Annotated in this window: 21 protein-coding genes and 1 riboswitch; of the genes, 16 read left to right on the forward strand and 5 right to left on the reverse strand. The window is 41.8% G+C overall.

The annotated features are described in order from the left end of the window. Position 1 precedes the first annotated feature (1 nt). Positions 2–883: a ribonuclease HIII gene (rnhC, locus tag HT732_RS08665; RefSeq protein WP_173254646.1), complete on the reverse strand. Its 882-nt coding sequence runs from the start codon at positions 881–883 to the stop codon at positions 2–4. 86 nt (positions 884–969) lie between these two features. Here rnhC and zapA point away from each other — a divergent pair, with 86 nt between their 5' ends. The 3 genes from zapA to HT732_RS08680 all read left to right on the forward strand — a co-directional run bounded on the left by zapA (position 970) and on the right by HT732_RS08680 (position 4,256). Continuing rightward, on the forward strand, positions 970–1,272 hold the full coding sequence (gene zapA, locus HT732_RS08670) for a cell division protein ZapA (protein ID WP_000002019.1): 303 nt from the start codon (positions 970–972) through the stop codon (positions 1,270–1,272). Then, positions 1,269–1,817: a CvpA family protein gene (locus tag HT732_RS08675; RefSeq protein WP_084889795.1), complete on the forward strand. Its 549-nt coding sequence runs from the start codon at positions 1,269–1,271 to the stop codon at positions 1,815–1,817. Before zapA ends, HT732_RS08675 begins: the two co-directional genes overlap by 4 nt. Before the next feature lie 102 nt (positions 1,818–1,919). Beyond that, positions 1,920–4,256: an endonuclease MutS2 gene (locus HT732_RS08680; protein WP_173254648.1), complete on the forward strand. Its 2,337-nt coding sequence runs from the start codon at positions 1,920–1,922 to the stop codon at positions 4,254–4,256. 48 nt (positions 4,257–4,304) lie between these two features. Here the strand turns inward: HT732_RS08680 and HT732_RS08685 are convergent, their stop codons facing one another. Beyond that, the gene (locus HT732_RS08685; RefSeq protein ID WP_049511285.1) at positions 4,305–5,234 is read right to left on the reverse strand and encodes a helix-turn-helix transcriptional regulator; all 930 of its coding nucleotides are present in this window, start codon (positions 5,232–5,234) and stop codon (positions 4,305–4,307) included. A 213-nt stretch (positions 5,235–5,447) separates the two neighbouring features. On the opposite strand from HT732_RS08685, the gene HT732_RS08690 reads away from it, so the two are divergent. The 6 genes from HT732_RS08690 to HT732_RS08715 all read left to right on the forward strand — a co-directional run bounded on the left by HT732_RS08690 (position 5,448) and on the right by HT732_RS08715 (position 12,839). Further along, positions 5,448–6,683, forward strand: a complete 1,236-nt coding sequence (locus HT732_RS08690; protein WP_173254704.1) for an N-acetylmuramoyl-L-alanine amidase family protein — start codon at positions 5,448–5,450, stop codon at positions 6,681–6,683. A 54-nt stretch (positions 6,684–6,737) separates the two neighbouring features. Next, on the forward strand, positions 6,738–7,754 hold the full coding sequence (locus HT732_RS08695) for an endo-beta-N-acetylglucosaminidase (protein WP_173254650.1): 1,017 nt from the start codon (positions 6,738–6,740) through the stop codon (positions 7,752–7,754). A 135-nt stretch (positions 7,755–7,889) separates the two neighbouring features. Continuing rightward, a complete protein-coding gene (locus tag HT732_RS08700) occupies positions 7,890–9,449 on the forward strand; it encodes a DUF6287 domain-containing protein (protein ID WP_173254652.1) in 1,560 nt (519 codons plus the stop codon). Positions 9,450–9,649: 200 nt separating this feature from the next. Next, a riboswitch (glycine riboswitch) is annotated at positions 9,650–9,738 on the forward strand. Between the two features lie 90 nt (positions 9,739–9,828). Further along, positions 9,829–11,151, forward strand: a complete 1,323-nt coding sequence (locus HT732_RS08705) for a sodium:alanine symporter family protein (RefSeq protein WP_173254654.1) — start codon at positions 9,829–9,831, stop codon at positions 11,149–11,151. A 131-nt stretch (positions 11,152–11,282) separates the two neighbouring features. Next, on the forward strand, positions 11,283–11,831 hold the full coding sequence (locus tag HT732_RS08710) for a carboxymuconolactone decarboxylase family protein (RefSeq protein WP_000206768.1): 549 nt from the start codon (positions 11,283–11,285) through the stop codon (positions 11,829–11,831). 108 nt (positions 11,832–11,939) lie between these two features. Beyond that, positions 11,940–12,839 (forward strand): TDT family transporter, encoded by a 900-nt coding sequence (locus HT732_RS08715; RefSeq protein ID WP_173254656.1) that lies wholly within the window; start codon positions 11,940–11,942, stop codon positions 12,837–12,839. A gap of 24 nt (positions 12,840–12,863) precedes the next feature. Here the strand turns inward: HT732_RS08715 and serS are convergent, their stop codons facing one another. The 3 genes from serS to HT732_RS08730 all read right to left on the reverse strand — a co-directional run bounded on the left by serS (position 12,864) and on the right by HT732_RS08730 (position 16,090). Continuing rightward, positions 12,864–14,138, reverse strand: coding sequence for a serine--tRNA ligase (gene serS / locus HT732_RS08720; RefSeq protein ID WP_173254658.1), 1,275 nt, complete (start codon positions 14,136–14,138; stop codon positions 12,864–12,866). A gap of 213 nt (positions 14,139–14,351) precedes the next feature. Next, the gene (locus HT732_RS08725; RefSeq protein WP_000079358.1) at positions 14,352–14,723 is read right to left on the reverse strand and encodes a DUF956 family protein; all 372 of its coding nucleotides are present in this window, start codon (positions 14,721–14,723) and stop codon (positions 14,352–14,354) included. Positions 14,724–14,725: 2 nt separating this feature from the next. Beyond that, a complete protein-coding gene (locus HT732_RS08730; protein ID WP_173254660.1) occupies positions 14,726–16,090 on the reverse strand; it encodes an aspartate kinase in 1,365 nt (454 codons plus the stop codon). Positions 16,091–16,277: 187 nt separating this feature from the next. On the opposite strand from HT732_RS08730, the gene HT732_RS08735 reads away from it, so the two are divergent. The 7 genes from HT732_RS08735 (at position 16,278) to fabD (ending at position 21,075) form a co-directional block, all read left to right on the forward strand. Then, positions 16,278–16,523, forward strand: coding sequence for a hypothetical protein (locus tag HT732_RS08735; RefSeq protein WP_173254662.1), 246 nt, complete (start codon positions 16,278–16,280; stop codon positions 16,521–16,523). Further along, the gene (locus HT732_RS08740) at positions 16,498–17,283 is read left to right on the forward strand and encodes an enoyl-CoA hydratase (RefSeq protein ID WP_173254664.1); all 786 of its coding nucleotides are present in this window, start codon (positions 16,498–16,500) and stop codon (positions 17,281–17,283) included. The genes HT732_RS08735 and HT732_RS08740 overlap by 26 nt, the downstream gene beginning before the upstream one ends. A gap of 92 nt (positions 17,284–17,375) precedes the next feature. Continuing rightward, entirely contained in the window at positions 17,376–17,810 is a 435-nt protein-coding gene (locus HT732_RS08745) for a MarR family transcriptional regulator (protein ID WP_000386353.1), read from the forward strand. Continuing rightward, complete coding sequence (locus HT732_RS08750) at positions 17,810–18,784, forward strand: beta-ketoacyl-ACP synthase III (RefSeq protein WP_173254666.1); 975 nt, start codon at positions 17,810–17,812, stop codon at positions 18,782–18,784. The genes HT732_RS08745 and HT732_RS08750 overlap by 1 nt, the downstream gene beginning before the upstream one ends. 58 nt (positions 18,785–18,842) lie before the next feature. After that, entirely contained in the window at positions 18,843–19,067 is a 225-nt protein-coding gene (locus HT732_RS08755; RefSeq protein ID WP_000257838.1) for an acyl carrier protein, read from the forward strand. A gap of 117 nt (positions 19,068–19,184) precedes the next feature. Next, positions 19,185–20,159 carry an enoyl-[acyl-carrier-protein] reductase FabK gene (gene fabK / locus HT732_RS08760; protein ID WP_173254668.1) on the forward strand — a complete coding sequence of 325 codons (975 nt, stop codon included), beginning with the start codon at positions 19,185–19,187 and terminating at the stop codon, positions 20,157–20,159. Then, positions 20,152–21,075 carry an ACP S-malonyltransferase gene (gene fabD, locus HT732_RS08765; RefSeq protein WP_173254670.1) on the forward strand — a complete coding sequence of 308 codons (924 nt, stop codon included), beginning with the start codon at positions 20,152–20,154 and terminating at the stop codon, positions 21,073–21,075. The genes fabK and fabD overlap by 8 nt, the downstream gene beginning before the upstream one ends. Positions 21,076–21,086: the final 11 nt, after the last annotated feature.

Genomic DNA, 21,086 nt, shown 5'->3' on the forward strand with positions numbered 1-21,086 from the left:
CTTACCTTTCTAAGCGTTTTTTCGCTTTTTCAGTATTTTTAAAGTGCAGTTTGGTGCAGAAATTGAGTCCCTGCATACCATAGGCTTGTAAAATCTGGCTAGCCACCTTGTCAGAAGCCGTTCCAGCCCCACTTGGAAGTTGATAGCCCAGTTCTCGTCCTAGATTTTCAAGATTTTCCAGAAAGAGATCACGCGCAATGATGGAAGAAACTGCGACAGCCAAGTATTTGCCCTCAGCCTTTTCTTCTAAACTGATAGGATTGCTGAAACGATTGGCCTCTTGTGCCAAGTACTTGTCATAATTTTTAGCACTGGTAAAGGCATCAATCACAATTTTCTCAGGTTGAACGCCTTTTTGAAGGAGGAGATAGATAGCCTGGTTATGGAGGGCTACCTTAACAGAAACAGCGTTGTAGCGGTCTCCGATGACCTCGTTGTACTTGCTTGGTGAGAGAAGCAGTGCCTGGTGCTGGATTTTTTCCTTGAGAATAGGAGCAATCTGACGAATCTTTTGGTCGGTCAGAGTCTTAGAATCCCCCACACCGAGTTTTCGTAAAAAGTCGTGCTGGTCAGGTGTGACAAAGGCAGCGACAACTGCAAGCCCACCAAAGTAGGAACCATTTCCCACCTCATCCGTCCCAATCAAAGGGAAATTTTGTCCCCTGTTTTCCTCTACCATTTGATAGCCAAAGAAACTAGCGTATTTCTCAGCCCCTTCACCCTGAAGCAAGACCTTTCCAGAAGTATAGATAGAAACCGTTGCTTGAGGTAGTCGCAAAAAGTAGCGAATATAGGGATTCTTGCTGGGAGCCAGACTGGTTTGATAGTGTTCAAGAAAAGACTGAATCTCCTTTTCACTAGGTGTGAGTGTTATACTTGCCATAGTTTCTATTGTACCATAAAAGCAGGCAAATTTGTAAAAACTGACAAAATTAGCGAATTTTGGTATAATATCGTGAGGTGAATTTTATGGCAAATCTAAATCGATTCAAATTTACATTCGGGAAAAAATCATTAACCTTGACAAGCGAGCATGATAACCTTTTTATGGAGGAAATCGCCAAGGTTGCGACAGAAAAATACCAAGCAATTAAAGAACAAATGCCTAGTGCAGACGATGAAACAATCGCTCTTTTGTTGGCAGTCAACTGTTTATCAACTCAGCTCAGCCGTGAGATTGAATTTGACGATAAGGAGCAAGAATTAGAAGAACTCCGCCACAAGCTTGTGACTTGCAAGCAAGAACAGAGCAAGATTGAGGATTCCTTATGATTTCACTCCTTCTTCTATTGGTCTTGGCTTGGGGATTTTATATCGGCTATCGGAGAGGCCTGCTCTTACAGGTTTATTACCTGATTTCAGCCCTGGCATCGGCTTTTATGGCTGGCCAGTTTTATAAGGGGCTTGGAGAGCAATTCCATTTGCTGCTCCCTTATGCAAATCCGCAGGAAGGTCAGGGAACTTTCTTTTTCCCATCGGATCAACTCTTTCAGTTGGATAAGGTCTTTTACGCAGGGATCGGCTATTTGCTTGTATTTGGGATTGTATATAGCATCGGTCGTTTGCTTGGTCTCCTCTTACACTTGATTCCTAGTAAAAAGCTTGGTGGCAAGTTGTTCCAAGTTTCAGCAGGTATCTTGTCCATGTTGGTGACCTTATTTGTCTTGCAAATGGCTTTGACCATACTAGCAACCATTCCCATGGCAGCTATACAAAATCCTCTTGAAAAGAGTATCGTCGCAAAACACATCATCCAGAGCATACCAGTAACAACCAGTTGGCTCAAACAAATCTGGGTGACAAATTTAATCGGATAAAAAGGGCAGGAGTTTTCCTAGCCCTTTGTTTACAGATTGACTAGAATCTATCAGAATGTAAAAAGCTACCACACCTAGATATTCAAAGACAAGGAAATAAAGATGAATAAGAAAATATTAGAAACATTAGAGTTCAATAAGGTCAAGGCCTTGTTTGAGCCTCATTTGTTGACCGAGCAGGGCTTGGAGCAATTGAGACAGTTGGCTCCGACTGCCAAAGCAGATAAAATCAAACAGGCTTTTGCTGAGATGAAGGAAATGGAGGCTATCTTTGTAGAGCAACCGCATTTTACCATTCTTGCAACCAAGGAAATCGCAGGAGTCTGCAAGCGGTTGGAGATGGGGGCAGACCTCAATATCGAGGAGTTCCTCCTCTTGAAGCGTGTGCTTCTTGCTAGCCGAGAGCTGCAAAGTTTTTATGCTAATCTGGAAAATGTCAGCTTGGAAGAATTAGCCCTTTGGTTTGAGAAATTACATGATTTTCCGCAATTACAAGGAAATCTCCAAGCCTTTAATGATGCAGGTTTCATTGAAAATTTTGCCAGTGAAGAATTGGCGCGAATCCGTCGAAAAATCCATGATAGCGAGAGTCAGGTCCGCGATGTCTTGCAAGATTTGCTTAAGCAAAAAGCGCAGATGTTGACGGAAGGAATCGTTGCCAGCAGAAACGGCCGTCAGGTTCTACCTGTCAAAAACACCTACCGCAATAAGATTGCAGGTGTCGTTCATGATATTTCTGCTAGTGGAAATACCGTCTATATCGAACCCCGTGAGGTGGTCAAACTGAGCGAAGATATTGCTAGTCTACGAGCAGATGAGCGCTATGAAATGCTTCGTATTCTCCAAGAAATTTCTGAACGTGTCCGCCCTCATGCGGCTGAGATTGCTAATGATGCTTGGATTATCGGCCATCTGGACTTGATTCGTGCCAAGGTCCGCTTTATCCAAGAAAGACAAGCAGTTGTCCCTCAGTTGTCAGAAAATCAGGAAATTCAACTGCTCCATGTCTGCCATCCTCTGGTCAAAAATGCCGTCGCAAATGATGTCCATTTTGGCCAAGATTTGACAGCTATTGTCATCACAGGTCCCAATACAGGTGGGAAGACCATCATGCTCAAAACTCTGGGCTTGACACAGGTTATGGCTCAGTCCGGTTTGCCGATTTTGGCAGACAAGGGAAGTCGTGTTGGTATTTTTGAAGAAATCTTTGCTGATATTGGCGATGAGCAATCTATTGAGCAGAGCTTGTCGACCTTCTCTAGCCACATGACCAATATCGTGGATATTCTTGGCAGGGTCAACCAGCATTCGCTCTTACTTTTGGATGAGTTGGGGGCTGGTACAGATCCCCAAGAGGGAGCCGCCCTTGCCATGGCTATTCTGGAGGACCTTCGCCTGCGTCAAGTCAAGACCATGGCGACCACCCACTATCCAGAACTCAAGGCCTATGGTATCGAGACAGCCTTTGTGCAAAATGCCAGCATGGAGTTTGATACCGCAACTCTTCGCCCGACCTATCGCTTTATGCAGGGTGTTCCTGGCCGAAGCAATGCCTTTGAAATTGCTAAACGTCTAGGTCTATCTGAAGTTATCGTAGGGGATGCCAGTCAGCAGGTCAATCAGGACAATGATGTCAACCGGATTATTGAGCAACTGGAAGAGCAGACGCTAGAAAGTCGCAAACGCTTGGACAATATTCGTGAGGTGGAGCAAGAAAATCTCAAGATGAATCGTGCTCTCAAAAAACTTTACAACGAGCTCAATCGTGAAAAGGAAACCGAGCTTAATAAGGCGCGTGAACAGGCTGCTGAGATTGTGGACATGGCCCTCAGTGAAAGTGATCAGATGCTTAAAAATCTCCATAGTAAATCTCAACTCAAACCCCACGAAATCATTGAAGCCAAGGCCAAGCTGAAAAAATTAGCTCCTGAAAAAGTAGATTTGTCTAAAAACAAGGTCCTTCAAAAGGCCAAGAAAAAACGAGCTCCAAAGGTGGGAGATGATATCGTGGTGCTCAGTTACGGACAGCGTGGTACCTTGACCAGTCAACTCAAGGACGGCCGCTGGGAAGCCCAAGTCGGATTGATTAAGATGACCTTGGAAGAGAAAGAATTTGACCTCGTTCAAGCTCAGCAAGAAAAACAAGTCAAGAAGAAACAAGTCAATGTCGTGAAACGAACTTCTGGTCGTGGCCCACAAGCCAGACTGGACCTTCGAGGCAAGCGCTATGAAGAAGCCATGAATGAGCTAGATGCCTTTATCGATCAAGCCTTGCTTAATAATATGGCTCAAGTTGATATCATCCATGGTATCGGAACAGGTGTCATCCGTGAAGGTGTCACCAAATACCTACAAAGAAACAAACATGTCAAGAGTTTCGGCTATGCCCCACAAAATGCTGGAGGCAGTGGTGCGACCATTGTCACTTTTAAAGGATAAGAAAAGCCTGAGGAAATATGTGGTTCCTCAGGCTTTTTGATTTCTAGTCTAGACATCTAAAGGTTGTCCAGTGTGATTGAGTTGTGTGACAGTAACAAAGAAGTCCTCTCTCATTCGAGTCAGAAGTTGATTTGGATAGATTTTTTCAAAGTTATCCAGACTGGCAAAGATATGCTTAGCAAGCTCTAGACCTTTGACATCATCTTGTCTGAGAAAATTATTAGCCCGTTCCATGGAAATGCTAATCATCTCTGTCATCTTGGTACTCAGTAGAGGGAAAGTATTAATCACTTCCAGAGTCTTCAACGCAAGATTTTCAGCTTTATCATAGTAGCCATTAACAGAGTAATGCTTGATAGCGGTTCTTAAGCAGGCAATATAGTAGTCAGCAGTACGAGTTGAATGGTACTCTGTCTGTTTTTTTAGAGTATCCAATAAGTGGTAGAGTCTGTAGTCTAAAAATTCGATTGAAAAGTGAGGAAGGATAGATGAAAAGATATTGACCTCAATTTTATTCCAGTCGTCCAGTTCACTAAGATAGTTCTTGATATATTCTAGTTCTTGATAGTCTTTTGGAGTCAGAAAAGAATCGCCGATGATGTTTGCGATAGCAAATTTATTGACTACACGATTGGCAATCACATAGTGTTCAGCTATTCCAGGATTTTCCAGAGGCTGATTAATCAAGCTAAGGATCTTTTTAAATTCACGCTTATAGGCCAAATCAGCAACTTGAGCCTGTAATTTATGAAATTCAGTTGGGAACATATGCGCTTTGAGACTATCAAAGGTCTCTTTATCAATTCCAATATTAGAAAGAATCTCTTCAAATTTTTGAATGGTTATTCGAGATTTTCCTTGCTCAAACTGACGTAAAAAGTGAGGAGTCACTGTAGTTCCAGCAGCTTCCTTCTGGGTAAACCCTCTCTCCTCACGAATGGCCTTATATACTAATCCATAAACACTTTCATCTTGCATCCTAAATCTCCTCAAGTCCTTTTTTCCATTCTATCATAATTCTACCAGTTTTTAAGGGAATTTTTAGAAAAAAGTAAATATAGTTACGCTTTTTCGGGGGGGGGGGGGTAATTGTTCAATAAAGGTAAATATAAATACGCTTTTCGTAAATAAGGTAAATAGCATGCTATACTGTAACCGTAAACAATAAGAATTTAAAGGAGATTTTTGATGATGAAGTCAAAAACAGTTTTAGTAACCAGCCTAGCGGCTGCAACATTTGGTCTTGTCTCTCTTTTAGACACAGCAGGAGTTCTACCTTTTTCAGCACAAACGGTGCAGGCTGACACCCAGACGATTAATCCATCTGCCAAATATTATATTCTTGTTCCCAATGATTCAGAAGTATTTAAAGGATGGAAGGGAACTGCCAATCGCCCCATTATTTGGGCTACAAAAACTACTCCAGAATTATCTTACTTCGAAGAATCCGATCGCAACTATATAGCTCTTGAGAATAAGTCTGGTGCCAATTACATAGAGTGGAAGGGAACTGTAGAAGAGTTTAAAGAGGCTGTGAATAAGCTGACTGGTAAAACAACAGCTGCTTCAACTCCAAAGACTTCTAACCAATCAACAACGAGTCAAAAAGATGGCTGGTCAGGTTCGTCCTACTACCAAAATGGTACGAAAGTTACCAGTAAGTGGATTTTCGATAAGGATTATAATTCATACTTCTACCTAGATGCTTCAGGTAATTATGTTCAAAATGCATGGGTTGGAAATTACTACCTCAAGTCAGGCGGATATATGGCTAAAAGCGAGTGGATCTATGATAAGAACTACAGTTCATATTATTACCTAACGTCGGAAGGAAGTTACGCCCGTAATACTTGGGTAGGCGACTATTATCTCAAGTCAAATGGTAAGATGGCTAAAGGTGAGTGGATTTATGACAATAACTACAGCTCATACTATTACTTAACATCAGAAGGAAGTTATGCTCATGGGACTTGGGTAGGTGATTATTATCTTAAGTCAAATGGTAAGATGGCAGTGAATGAGCGTACACCAGATGGTTATCAAGTTGATGGTTCAGGCAAGTGGATTAGTTCTGAGGGAACTCATACAGCAAGCAGTTCACAAGCAACATCATTAGGAATAAGCCTTTACCATGTTAATGATGCTATGACTTATATCGATATCGCTCTACCTAGCACTCCATCTTCATCTTATAAAGTAGACTATGATTTTGCCTTAGTTGATGCAAATACAGGTTCAGTTTCTACACAAACTCAGTTTACTGTGACCTACAATCCAAGTCTACGTGCCTTTCAAACTCGTCACTTCTTTAGTGCAACTCCAGATGGTAGTTATCGCTTTGTTATCAAAGGAAAAGGACAAGATGGCAAGGTATACGATGGACAATCGGTTGTCTTTCGTGTAAAGAATCATCGTTTTGTCGGATAAATGAATGTTGCGCTTTAAACAAATAAAGATTAAAAAATAAAGGAAATTAAAAACATGAACAAAAAGAAATTATTAGTATGTGCTTTGGCACTTTCAACAGTCGGAGTAGTATCAACTATTGACACAGCAGGAGTTCTACCTTTTTCAGCGCAAACAGTGCATGCGGAAATTACCAAAATTGAAAATCATAAGGTGGACTATAAAATTACACCAGGTTCAGAAAATAAAAGTATCTATGTGGATATGACTGTTGAAAATGTACCTGTAAAATATTCTGTATATATATATGCAGATATTGTAAATGCAAAGACAGGTCAAATCCCTAGAAAAGATACTTTCAATCAAGGATTTGATAAATCATCTGTTCCGATTACAAAGCAAGATTGGACTAATTTTGCAAATGTTCCAGATGGTGAATATTACTTACAATTTCATGGAGAAAGTAAAGAAGGAGATACCTTGCATAAGTTTAGTGGTAGATCAGCGACATTCACTGTTAAGAATCAAAAATATGTCAATCCTCTAGACTCTTCAACTCCTAAAGAAACGGAAAAACCAACAACTACTGAAACTCCAAAACCAGCTACTAACTCTAACTCAGGTCAGACTGGCTGGTCAGGTTCTTCTTACTACAAATCTGGTGTTAAAGTAGTTAATCAATGGATTTTTGATGTTCAGTACAATTCATACTTCTACCTAAATGCGTCAGGTAACTTTGTTCAGAATGCTTGGTCAGGAAGTTATTACCTCAAATCAGGTGGTTACATGGCTAAGAGCGAGTGGATTTATGACAATAACTATAAATCATACTATTACTTGACAGCAGAGGGTAGCTATGCACGTAATGCTTGGTCAGGAAGTTACTACCTCAAATCAGATGGTAAAATGGCTAAGAGTGAGTGGATCTATGATAGCAGCTATAGCTCTTACTATTACCTAACATCAGAAGGCAGCTATGCTCGTAACACATGGGTAGGCGATTACTATCTCAAGTCAAATGGTAAGATGGCGGTTAACGAACGTACCCCAGATGGCTACACAGTAGATGGCTCAGGTAAGTGGGTTCGCTAGAATGATAGCTTGTGAGAAATGGCTTATAATAAATAGAAATAGAAACAATTTGCGAATAGGCAACATTTTGATACAGTAAAAATAGCGAAAGGAATTGGCACAAGCTGGTTCCTTTCTCTTAGATAAGGGAGTAATATGAAAAAGTTTTTATTAGCCACAACGCTTTTACTGATACTAGTTCTAGGAGGCTGTCAGTATCTACCTTGGAACAAAACTATTGAACCAGCATCTGAGGAAATAGCAAGTCCAGAGATAGATTACAGTTCCTATAATAAAGTTTTGGATGACTATGAAAAAGTAGCTAAAGGTACCTTGACGACTGGTATGGATGTCAATCCCCTAGCTAGTCAAGTAAAGTCTTCTCAAGGTTTTTACACAGATGTGGTTTACCACAAGACAGATTTGAATAACGACGGAGTGGATGAACTCTTGCTTGCTCTTGAAATGAAGAGTGGCGAAAAGAGTTTACTTGATATCCGTACTTTGAAGGATGGAAAGGTGATTCGTCTGACCAATCAAGAAAATCGTTTAGACCAGATTGGTGAGAGAATGACGGTCGGTATCTTGCCAGATAATTCTCTGCTCTATCGTGGGGCTGGTACAGCAACGAGTCACATCTATGCTCATTACCAATTTAGTGAAGATGGGCAGTCTTTGGTAAAGGCTAAGGAAGCTCAAGAACTAGCAGATCTTGGGGTCGGTTCGCCCATTTCTCTGGAGACTTTAAGCTGGAAATCAGTTTCAGATAAGCTTCCTAGCGGGAGCAGTGCAGACAAAGGGACAGTGAAAACTAAACCAACCGTAGATTACAGTCCTTATAATAGTATTTTGAAGGATTATGAATTTATTTTAGACCATAAGTCAGAGGTTAAAGATACTATCAATCTAACTGCTAATATCTATGCAGGGATGGCAGAACGCAGTCAAGCCTTTACCTATGCAATGGTTGATATGGATAAAAATGGCATTGATGAATTGATTGTATCTTCGAAAAATGGTAGTGAAATTTTAGATATTTTCACACTCAAAGATCAGAAAGTCATTCGCCTCACCAATTCTGAAAATAAAATGCAGATGCTGGGAACTCGCTTTAAGGCCTATCTCCTAGAAGATGGCAAGCTTTATACCCAGTGGAATCCGTTCGCAGGTGATCCACAAACCATTCATACTATTTGGAAGTTGAATAGTAGTGGGGACAAACTAGAGAAGGTTAAAGAAGCTAAGACAGAGGATGAAGTCAGTCCTGGTGCTCGAATGAATCTCTCTAGTCTGACTTGGAAATCTGTAACAGAAAAGTTTGCTGCACCATCATCTTCAACTAGCAAAACTGTTTCTAGCAAAATGGATATTAACGCCATAAAAAATGGGGATTTTTCTAGCATTGAGGGAAGATGGAGTAATGGTCATGGAGGAGAAGACTTAGTCTTTAGTAAAGATGGCTTGATAGCGCCAGAGAAATTTAAGGTTGACCTTGCAGAATCAGAAATAGTCAATGATTTTTTACGAGCTCGCTACTCAGGTCCATCTTTTGGAGTCTTTATTCAATTCATACCAGCAGGTGTTAGAATACCTGATGAAACATCAATGGATGGATTAATATCAGACGCTTCGGATATTAGTAAAGATAGAATTCTCTATCGTGCTTCATTTCCAGTACATAATAGACCAGAACAATTCTTATATCGTGTAGAATAAGAATGAAATATATTTATTTCATTAAAAGCACCTCACGCACATGGGAATGCTCAATCCTTCTTCTACAAAGTCAAATAAGAATTTTTTAAAACACATTGACAAAAGCCAACATTTTTTGTAAAATAAGAATCAATTAAATACCAACACCGAATGAAGTTTAATAGAAGTGGGGAATCGTTTGATTTTCCATGACTGTAAATGGACGGAACTCTGGAGAGACCGTAAAGGCACCGAAGGGGCAAGGCAGGCAACTGCTCAAACTCTCAGGTAAAAGGACAGAGCTAGGATAGACCGCTTTTTAGCATTTATCTAAGCATTCCAGAGTACATGTATCTTGCATGTGCTCTTTCTTTTGGGGTTGAAACGATAGGAGAAGGAAATGTTAGAATTGCTTAAATCAATCGATGCTTTTGCTTGGGGACCGCCCCTCTTGATTTTATTGGTCGGAACAGGGATTTACCTAACTATTCGGCTAGGACTCTTGCAGGTTTTGCGTCTGCCCAAGGCCTTCCAGCTTATTTTTACTAAGGACAAGGGGCATGGCGATGTATCCAGCTTTGCGGCCTTGTGTACAGCCCTAGCAGCGACAGTTGGTACGGGAAATATTATCGGAGTGGCGACGGCTATCAAGGTCGGTGGCCCAGGAGCCCTCTTTTGGATGTGGATGGCTGCTTTCTTTGGGATGGCTACCAAGTATGCGGAAGGACTACTAGCTATCAAATACCGTACCAAGGATGATCATGGTGCAGTAGCGGGAGGTCCCATGCACTATATCCTTCTAGGGATGGGAGAAAAGTGGCGACCACTTGCCATCTTCTTTGCCCTAGCAGGTGTGCTAGTAGCTTTGTTGGGAATCGGAACCTTTACCCAAGTCAACTCGATTACAGAATCTATCCAGAATACAACGACTATTTCGCCAGCTATCACTGCTCTTGTGTTGTCTGTATTTGTAGCGATTGCAGTCTTTGGTGGACTCAAGTCCATTTCTAAGGTTTCAACTACTGTTGTTCCTTTTATGGCTATTATTTATATTTTGGGAACTCTTACAGTTATTTTCTTTAATATCGGGAAAATCCCTGCTACAATCACTCTAATTTTGACATCCGCTTTTAGTCCGGTTGCTGCGGTAGGTGGATTTGCCGGTGCTAGCATTCGGATGGCTATTCAAAATGGTGTTGCGCGTGGTGTGTTCTCAAACGAATCTGGTCTGGGTTCTGCTCCCATTGCAGCTGCTGCAGCTAAGACAAACGAACCAGTAGAGCAAGGTTTGATTTCTATGACAGGGACTTTTATTGATACCCTCATTATCTGTACCTTGACTGGTTTGACCATCTTGGTAACTGGTGTTTGGAGTGGTGACTTGAATGGGGTTGCCTTGACTCAGTCAGCCTTCTCAACAGTCTTTTCACACTTTGGACCTGCACTCCTGACCATCTTCCTTGTACTCTTTGCCTTCACGACGATTCTAGGTTGGAACTACTACGGAGAACGTTGTTTCGAGTTCCTCTTTGGGGTTCGCTTTATCTGGCTCTACCGTGTGGTTTTTGTGCTCATGGTCTTGCTGGGAGGATTTATCGAGTTGGATATGGTCTGGATTATCGCAGATATTGTCAATGCCTTGATGGCACTACCAAACTTGATTGCTCTCTTAGTTTTATCGCCAGTCGTTATTGCTGAAACTAAAAAGTATTTTGATAAATAATGAAATCACACACCGCGTGTGATTTTTTGCTTTCATAAAAAATTTCTATCAGTGTAATTTAAAATATATATTATACAAGGTATAGAATCTGTGATAGACTAGATTTCAACAACATGAAAAGAGGTTTTATGATGACAACATTTACAATTCATACAGTAGAATCAGCGCCAGCAGAAGTGAAAGAGGTTCTTGAAACAGTAGAAAAAGATAACAATGGCTATATTCCCAACCTAATCGGTCTCTTGGCTAATGCACCGACTGCTTTAGAGGCTTATCGTACTGTCGGAGCTATCAACCGTCGCAATAGCCTGACACCCGTTGAGCGCGAAGTCGTGCAAATCACGGCAGCCGTGACCAATGGTTGTGCCTTCTGTGTCGCAGGTCACACAGCCTTTTCAATTAAACAAATCCAGATGAACGATGACCTTCTGCAAGCCCTTCGCAATCGTACTCCAATTGAAACAGATCCTAAATTGGACACCCTAGCTAAGTTTACCTTGGCAGTTATCAATACCAAGGGTCGTGTAGGAGATGAAGCCTTAGCTGAATTTCTAGAAGCTGGCTACACCCAACAAAATGCCTTGGATGTGGTTCTTGGTGTCAGCCTAGCAAGCCTCTGTAACTATGCCAATAACCTAGCCAATACACCAATTAACCCAGAATTGCAACCTTATGCTTAATTCATATCTGAGTAAAATGAAGTCTGAAATCAACGGACTTCGTTTTTTATCCCCTCATTTAAGCGCTTTTATGCTATACTGAAACTAACATGATTATTGGAGGTTAGGATGAAAAAACTCCCCTTGGTATTTTCTGGTTGTTTGCTAGGTTTGGCAGGAGCTGGGAATCTCATTTTAGATACGTTGCCGATTCTGTCCCATCTATTGAGTCTGACAGGTTTGATTTTGTGGATTTACTTTCTGCTTTTGCATCTCTTTAATTGGAAGGAAACCAAGCAAGAATTGACCAAGCCTCCTCTTTTGTCAGGAATGGCGACTTTTCCCATGGCTGGGATGATTTTATCGACCTATGTCTTTCGTGTCTTCCCTCATCTTCCTTTGGTAGCGCAAGGACTCTGGTGGTTTTCATTTCTCTTGGATTTGGCCTTGATTGCTGGTTTCACTATCAAATTTGCCTATCCGGGGCGGAGGGTTCATGCGACTCCTAGCTGGACGGTTCTCTATGTGGGGATAGCAGTAGCAGCCTTGACCTATCCTCTTGTAGGTATCATCGAAATTGCCTATGCGACCTTGAGTTTTGGATTTCTCTTGACCTTCTATCTCTACCCGCTTATTTATAGCGATTTAAAGAAACATCCACTCTCACAAGCCATGCTTGGACAAGAAGGGATCTACTGTGCTCCTTTTTCTCTACTCTTGGCTTCTCTAGTCCGAGTTGGAGGAGCCAGCCTACCAACTTGGGTCTTAATCGTTATGATTTTGGCTTCTCAATCCTTCTTTTTCTTTGTTTTAACTCGCCTACCCAATATTTTAAAGCAAGGCTTTCAACCAGCCTTCTCAGCCCTCACTTTCCCGACCATTATCACAGCTACTTCGCTTAAGATGGCTCAGGGAATCTTGAAACTTCCATTTTTGGATTATTTGGTAGTGGCTGAAACCGCTATTTGCTTAATTATTTTACTCTTTGTATTAGGCGCTTATCTGATTTGGTTACGAAAAAAGGTCTAGCTAGAAATAGCTAAACCTTATTTTTTATGGTTTGATAACTTCAGCCCCACCCATGTATGGACGAAGAACTTCTGGGATGGTCACAGAACCATCTTCATTTTGGTAGTTTTCAAGAATAGCAGCCACTGTACGTCCAACTGCAAGTCCAGAACCATTCAAGGTATGGAGCAATTTCACCTTGCCATCTGCTTCATCACGGTAACGGATTTGGGCACGACGGGCTTGGAAATCTTCTGTGTTTGAACAGCTTGAGATTTCACGGTAGGTATTTTGTGCTGGAATCCAAACTTCCAAGTCGTAAGTCTTGGCAGCTGAGAAGCCCATATCTCCAGTAGAGAGAGCAACGACACGGTATGGAAGGTTAAGTTTTTGAAGAATGTTTTCAGCGTTGGCTGTCATTTTTTCCAATTCTTCGTAAGATTCTTCTGGCTTGGCAAATTTAACCATTTCAACCTTGTGGAATTGGTGCAAACGAATCAAGCCACGAGTATCACGACCAGCTGAACCAGCCTCAGAACGGAATGAAGGACTCATAGCAGTGAAGTAAATTGGCAGGTCTTTGCCGTCAAGGATTTCATCACGGTAGTAGTTTGTTAGAGGAACTTCAGCTGTAGGAATAAGGACGTAATTGCTGTCGCTGAGTTCAAAAGTATCTTCCTTGAATTTTGGATATTGACCAGTACCAAACATAGAATCGTGGTTAACCATGTAAGGCGTGATGACTTCCGTATAGCCTTCCTTTCCATGCTCATCCAACATAAAGTTGTAGATAGCACGTTCCAAACGAGCACCGAGGCCTTTATAGAAGAGGAAGCGAGCTCCTGTTACCTTACCACCGCGTTCCCAGTCAAGGATGCCAAGGTCTTCACCAAGATCCCAGTGAGCTTTAGGTTCGAAGTCAAACTCGCGTGGAGTCCCCCAACTGCGAACTTCCACATTGTCATCTTCATCAGCCCCAACAGGAACACTGTCAGCTGGGATGTTAGGAAGAGTCGTTGTAAATTCTGTTAATTTAGCATCTATTTCTGCCAATTCAGCATCCAAGGCTTTGACTTCAGCAGATAGAGTTTGCATGGCAGCAATCTTGTCATCTGCATTTTCCTTGTTGCGCTTAGCTTGGGCAATCTCAGCAGAAACTGTGTTACGTTCTGCCTTGAGAGTTTCAACTTTGACCAAGATGTCACGACGCTTAGCATCGATTTCTTTCATCTCATTCAAGACAGCAGCATCTACACCACGTGTAGCCAATTTTTCTGCGACAGCATCAAAATCTGTACGAATACGTTTGATATCTAACATAAGAACTCCTTTATGAAAAAAGCACACCTGACAAAGCGTTGGAGTGGCAGGGCCACGGTTCCATCCAACTTCACAGGTGTGCACTTGATTGTGTATGTAATTGTTACTAACGGTAGAATTTCACCTATCCCTCCTATCTGCTCGCAGCATCCGCAGACTTTCTGAAAGAAGAAGATAACCTACTTATCCGTTGCTATGATTATACTAAAGTTTCTACTTTTTTGCAAATAGATTTTTAAATTTTTGGCTAATTGTCTGAATCAGGGTCGGAAGTTTGACGACCTTGTCATTCCCCAGTTTTTCACGAGCAATTTTGAGAATGGCACCTGAATCTTTTGAAGCAAAGAGGAATTTTCCTTTGTCTGTAAAGACTTCGAAGTGGCGACTGATTTTCCTCCCAGTGACATTGGCTCCAATCTGGTTGATATGGCTCCAAGGAATCTGGATAAATTGTTCGACATTGACATCGGGGTAAAATTCTAAGGCCTGATCTCCGACCAGGAATTTCCCAACTTTCCCAGCGATAGAGAGGTAGGAAGTGCCTGTCGTGCTGAGAAGCACTGTTTTGTTAAGAGATTGGGCCATGATTAGTCTTCCTTACTTTCGCCGAAAAAGGCATTGTAGAGGGCTTTAATTGCTGCTTTTTCTTGGTCTTTATTGACAACGAACATGATAGAAACTTCACTAGAACCTTGAGACATCATCTGGATATTGATCTTATTTTCAGATAGAGCGCGAGTTGCAGTAGCAGTCACTCCGATATGACTCTTCATCTTTTCTCCAACAATCATAATGATAGAAAGGTCGTGTTCGATTTCTGCATGGTCCACCTCAGCCTTTTGAACCAACTGACGAAGGATTTCTTCTTCCTTGATAGGAGTTAGTTCGCGAGAACGGAGAATGATTGAAAGATCGTCGATACCTGTTGGCATATGTTCCCAGCCGATGTTAAGGTCTTCAAGGATTTGCAGAATCTTACGACCAAATCCAACCTCGCGATTCATAAGGTATTTCGACATGTTAATGCTGACAAAGCCTGAGTCACCAGCAATTCCCACAACTGGAAATTCATCACTACTGTGTTTTAGAACGATACGAGTACCTGGATGGTCAGGGTTGTTGGTATTCTTGATAACCAGAGGAATTTTTCCACGGTAGGCAGGTAGAAGAGCTTCGTCATGAAGGACTGAGAAGCCTGCATAGGCCAACTCGCGCATTTCACGGTAGGTTAACTCAGGAATAGAGTGTGGTTGGTGAATAATACCAGGATGGGCTGCAAAGATACCATCAACGTCTGTAAAGTTTTCATAGAGGTCTGCCTTAACACCTGCAGCAATGATAGAACCTGTAATGTCTGAGCCTCCACGTGAGAAGGTACAGATTTGATTTTCCTTGGTAACTCCAAAGAAACCAGGAATGACAAGGACTTCATTTGCATTCGTCAATTCCTCAATCTTGTCATAACTTGATGGAATGATGCGAGCGTGACCAGGTTCACTTGTGACCACAATACCAGCTTCTCGAGGGTGCACATAGCGTGCATCAATACCATTTTGGTTAAAGTAGGCAGCGATCAATTTGGCATTGTTATTTTCACCGGCTGCTAGGAAAGTGTCGTAGAGAAATTCATTTTCTTCGATAGGAAGAGTGGCCAAGGCACGAATGCTTTTAGAAATTTTTTCTAGCACAGCTGGTTTAAGACCTAGTTCACTAACCATAGCAGCATAGCGGTCGATAATCCAGCTTTGACTCTTGCTAATATCGTTACCAGCAACATAGTCGCGGTAGTATTTAATCAAGGCATCTGTAACCTTAGTATCTTCAGCATTGCGTTTACCAGGCGCAGAGACGACTACAAAACGACGCTCTGGATCGCTTTTTACGATGTTTAAAACTTTTTCTAATTGACCAGCAGAGGCAAGAGAACTACCTCCAAATTTAACAACCTTCATAAGAACTCCTAAAGTAAGTATTTTATACGATTATAGCAGAAAGAAAGCCTTTTTTCAATGAAGAAAATAAGATGCTTTCTAGCCTAAAACGATGCTTTCTAATCGGCTGAGACACTTTCAGTCAATTTTTTCTTGCTTTCTGTTCCTAAAAAAGATATATTTTGAAAATAAAATAATTTAATTTTCAATGAAAATCAAAGGGCAAACTAGGAAGCTAGCCGCAGACTGCTCAAAGCACTGCTTTGAGGTTGTAAATAAGACTGATGAAGTCAGCTCAAAACACTGTTTTGAGGTTGTGGATAGAACTGACGAAGTCAGTAACCATACCTACGGCAAGGCGAAGCTGACGTGGTTTGAAGAGATTTTCGAAGAGTATAAACTGCTTATAAAAATAAAAAGGAGTCCTAATGGAACACATTATTTATCAGCTTGAAGAGGACTTGGCAATCCTTACCTTGAACCGTCCTGAGGTCGCAAATGGTTTTCATATTCCCATGTGTGAGGAGATTTTAGAAGCTCTGACTTTAGCAGAAGAGGATCCGGCTGTGCATTTTATCTTAATCAATGCCAATGGCAAAGTCTTTTCAGTTGGGGGAGATTTGGTAGAGATGAAGCGGGCAGTGGATGAGGATGATATTCCATCATTGACAAAAATCGCAGAGTTGGTCAATACGATTTCCTATAAAATCAAACAAATAGCCAAACCTGTTTTAATGGAAGTTGACGGTGCTGTTGCAGGTGCCGCAGCGAATATGGCTGTTGCGGCAGATTTCTGTCTGGCGACGAATAAGGCGAAGTTTATTCAAGCCTTTGTTGGCGTTGGTTTGGCTCCAGATGCAGGGGGGATTCACCTCTTGAGCCGCAGTATCGGTGTGACGCGTGCTGCTCAATTAGCCATGACAGGTGAGGCTTTGACCGCAGAAAAAGCCCTAGAATGGGGATTGGTTTACCGCGTTTCTGAAGCTGATAAACTTGAAAAGACGAGAGAACAGCTTCTTAAAAAATTAAGACGTGGTTCAAGTAATTCCTATGCAGCCATTAAGAAGTTGGTTTGGGAGAGCCAATTTAAAGACTGGCAGGATTACGCTACTTTAGAACTGAACCTACAGGAATCCTTAGCTCAAACAGAGGATTTCAAAGAAGGAGTGCGAGCCCATTCTGAGAGAAGACGGCCTAAATTTACAGGAAAATAAAAAATACTTGCATCCTTCTTTGAACTTTGATATAATTCTCTTGTCAAATGTTTTGATTGTAAAAGTTTTTTTGAGAAGGAGGGATATGAAAAATGGACTACCAACGAATTAATGAATATTTAACATCTATATTTAACAATGTCCTTGTCATTGAGGAAGTGAGCTTGAGAGGTAGTCGTTTCAAGGATATCTCCATCAAAGAAATGCATACAATCGATGTAATTGGGAAATTCCCAGACGTGACACCAAGTCAAGTGTCAAAAGAGTTGATGGTGACTCTTGGGACAGTTACGACTAGTTTGAATAATCTCGAACGCAAGGGTTACATTGAACGCATTCGCTCAGAGCAGGATCGTCGTGTGGTTCATCTACATTTGACAAAGAAGGGGCGCTTGGTTCATAGGTTACATAAACGCTTCCACAAGGCCATGGTTGAAAAAATCATTGATGGTATGAGTAAGGAAGAAATTGATGTTATGAGCAAAGGTTTGACCAATCTTTATCAATTTTTGGAGGATTTGAAATAATGGCTTTTGCAAAAATAAGCCAGGTTGCTCATTATGTGCCAGAGCAAGTGGTTACAAATCACGACTTGGCTCAGATTATGGATACCAATGATGAGTGGATTTCAAGTCGGACGGGAATACGACAAAGGCATATCTCAAGAACAGAATCTACCAGTGATTTGGCTACGGAAGTTGCTAAGAAACTGATGGCAAAAGCTGGAATCACAGGAGAGGAGCTGGATTTTATCATCCTAGCTACCATTACTCCTGATTCGATGATGCCCTCTACAGCTGCTCGTGTTCAAGCTAATATTGGTGCTAATAAGGCCTTTGCTTTTGACCTAACAGCTGCTTGTAGTGGATTTGTATTTGCTCTTTCAACTGCTGAAAAGTTTATCGCTTCTGGTCGCTTTCAAACAGGCTTGGTGATTGGTAGTGAAACCCTCTCTAAAGCAGTCGATTGGTCAGACCGATCAACAGCTGTTTTGTTTGGAGATGGTGCTGGTGGTGTCTTGTTAGAAGCTGGCGAGCAAGAGCATTTCTTAGCTGAGAGCCTCAATAGCGATGGAAGTCGTAGCGAGTGTCTAACTTATGGGCATTCAGGTTTGCATTCTCCATTTTCAGCTCAAGAAAATGCAGATTCATTTTTGAAGATGGATGGACGCGCAGTCTTTGATTTTGCCATTCGAGATGTAGCCAAGTCTATCAAGCAGACTATTGACGAATCTCCTATAGAGGCGACAGACTTGGATTATCTGCTACTGCATCAGGCTAATGACCGTATCTTGGATAAAATGGCTAGAAAAATTGGTGTTGACCGAGACAAACTTCCAGCTAATATGATGGAATATGGCAATACCAGTGCAGCCAGTATCCCGATTTTACTTTCAGAGTGTGTAGAACATGGCCTTATCCATTTAGATGGTAGCCAAACTGTTCTGCTATCAGGCTTCGGTGGAGGCTTGACCTGGGGCACGCTCATTCTTACAATTTAGGTAATCATGTGGTGAACACATTGTTATAAAAAACTATTTATTTTAAAGGAGTCCTATCATGGCAGTATTTGAAAAAGTACAAGAAATTATCGTTGAAGAACTTGGAAAAGACGCATCAGAAGTAACACTTGAATCAACTTTTGATGATTTGGACGCAGATTCATTGGACTTGTTCCAAGTAATCTCAGAAATCGAAGATGCTTTTGATATCCAAATCGAAGCAGAAGATGACTTGAAAACAGTTGGTGACTTGGTTGCCTATGTTGAAGAGCAAACAAAATAAGAAGAATATAAGATAGAAGGAGTAGGGAAACCCGCTCCCTCTTGTTTAGGTAATAGTTTGATTTTCAAATTATGACAGTATCGAACTATTACGTAAGCAAGAAACGATGGAGGCACTATGAAAACGCGTATTACAGAATTATTGAATATTGAGTATCCTATTTTCCAAGGAGGAATGGCTTGGGTTGCTGATGGTGATCTGGCAGGGGCTGTTTCCAAGGCTGGGGGACTAGGCATTATCGGTGGTGGGAATGCACCGAAAGAAGTCGTCAAGGCCAATATTGACAAGATCAAATCGTTGACGGATAAACCCTTCGGTGTCAACATCATGCTCTTGTCTCCCTTTGTGGAAGATATTGTAGACCTCGTTATCGAGGAAGGTGTTAAGGTAGTGACAACAGGTGCAGGAAATCCTGGTAAATACATGGAACGTTTCCATGAAGCAGGGATTACAGTTATTCCTGTTGTACCAAGCGTTGCCCTAGCTAAACGAATGGAAAAAATTGGTGCGGACGCTGTTATCGCAGAAGGAATGGAAGCTGGGGGGCATATCGGTAAATTAACAACCATGACCTTGGTGCGTCAAGTGGTGGCAGCTGTATCTATTCCTGTTATTGCGGCAGGAGGGATTGCGGATGGTGAAGGTGCTGCGGCTGGCTTTATGCTAGGTGCAGAGGCTGTTCAGGTTGGAACGCGTTTTGTCGTTGCCAAAGAGTCTAATGCACATCCAAATTACAAGGCCAAGATTTTAAAAGCTAGAGATATTGATACTACGATTTCAGCTCAACACTTTGGCCATGCTGTTCGTGCTATTAAAAATCAATTGACTCGTGATTTTGAAAAAGCTGAGAAAGATGCCTTTAAACAAGAAAATCCTGATTTGGAAATCTTTGAACAAATGGGAGCAGGTGCCCTAGCCAAAGCAGTTGTTCACGGAGATGTGGATGGTGGATCTGTTATGGCAGGTCAGATTGCGGGGCTTGTTTCCAAAGAAGAAACCGTTGAAGAAATCCTAAAAGATTTGTATTACGGAGCAGCTAAGAAAATTCAAGAAGAAGCCTCTCGTTGGGCAGGAGTTGTAAGAAATGACTAAAACGGCCTTTTTATTTGCTGGCCAAGGTGCCCAGTATCTAGGTATGGGTCGTGATCTCTATGATCACTACCCTATTGTCAAAGAAACGATTGATCAAGCGAGTCAGGTACTTGGTTATGATTTGCGTCATCTCATTGATACGGAAGAAGAAAAACTTAACCAGACCCGCTATACGCAACCAGCTATTTTAGCGACTTCAGTTGCTATCTACCGTTTATTACAAGAAAAAGGCTATCAGCCTGATATGGTTGCTGGTTTGTCCCTTGGAGAATACTCTGCCTTGGTAGCCAGTGGTGCCTTGGATTTTGAAGATGCGGTAGCCTTGGTCGCTAAGCGTGGCGCCTATATGGAAGAAGCGGCTCCTGCTGGCTCTGGCAAGATGGTTGCTGTTCTCAATACGCCAGTAGAGGTCATTGAAGAAGCCTGTCAAAAAGCTTCTGAACTTGGAGTGGTTACCCCAGCTAACTATAATACACCTGCACAAATCGTGATTGGCGGAGAAGTGGTTGCAGTTGATCGAGCTGTCGAACTCTTGCAGGAGGCAGGTGCCAAACGCTTGATTCCTCTCAAGGTTTCAGGTCCCTTTCATACCGCTCTCCTTGAGCCTGCTAGTCAGAAACTAGCTGAAACACTAGCTCAGGTAAACTTTTCAGATTTCACTTGTCCCCTAGTCGGCAATACAGAAGCTGCAGTTATGCAAAAAGAAGACATTGCTCGACTTTTGACGCGTCAGGTCAAGGAACCAGTTCGTTTCTATGAAAGTATTGCAGTTATGCAAGAAGCAGGCGTAACCAACTTTATCGAGATTGGACCGGGGAAAGTCTTGTCAGGCTTTGTCAAAAAAATTGATAAAACGGCTAAACTAGCCAATGTCGAAGATCAGGCGAGCTTGGAAGTCTTGCTAGAAAACAAGTAATCCCTTCTCCC

Origin of the sequence: Streptococcus sp. 5346, from assembly GCF_013277455.1 — a bacterium.
GTDB lineage: Bacteria > Bacillota > Bacilli > Lactobacillales > Streptococcaceae > Streptococcus.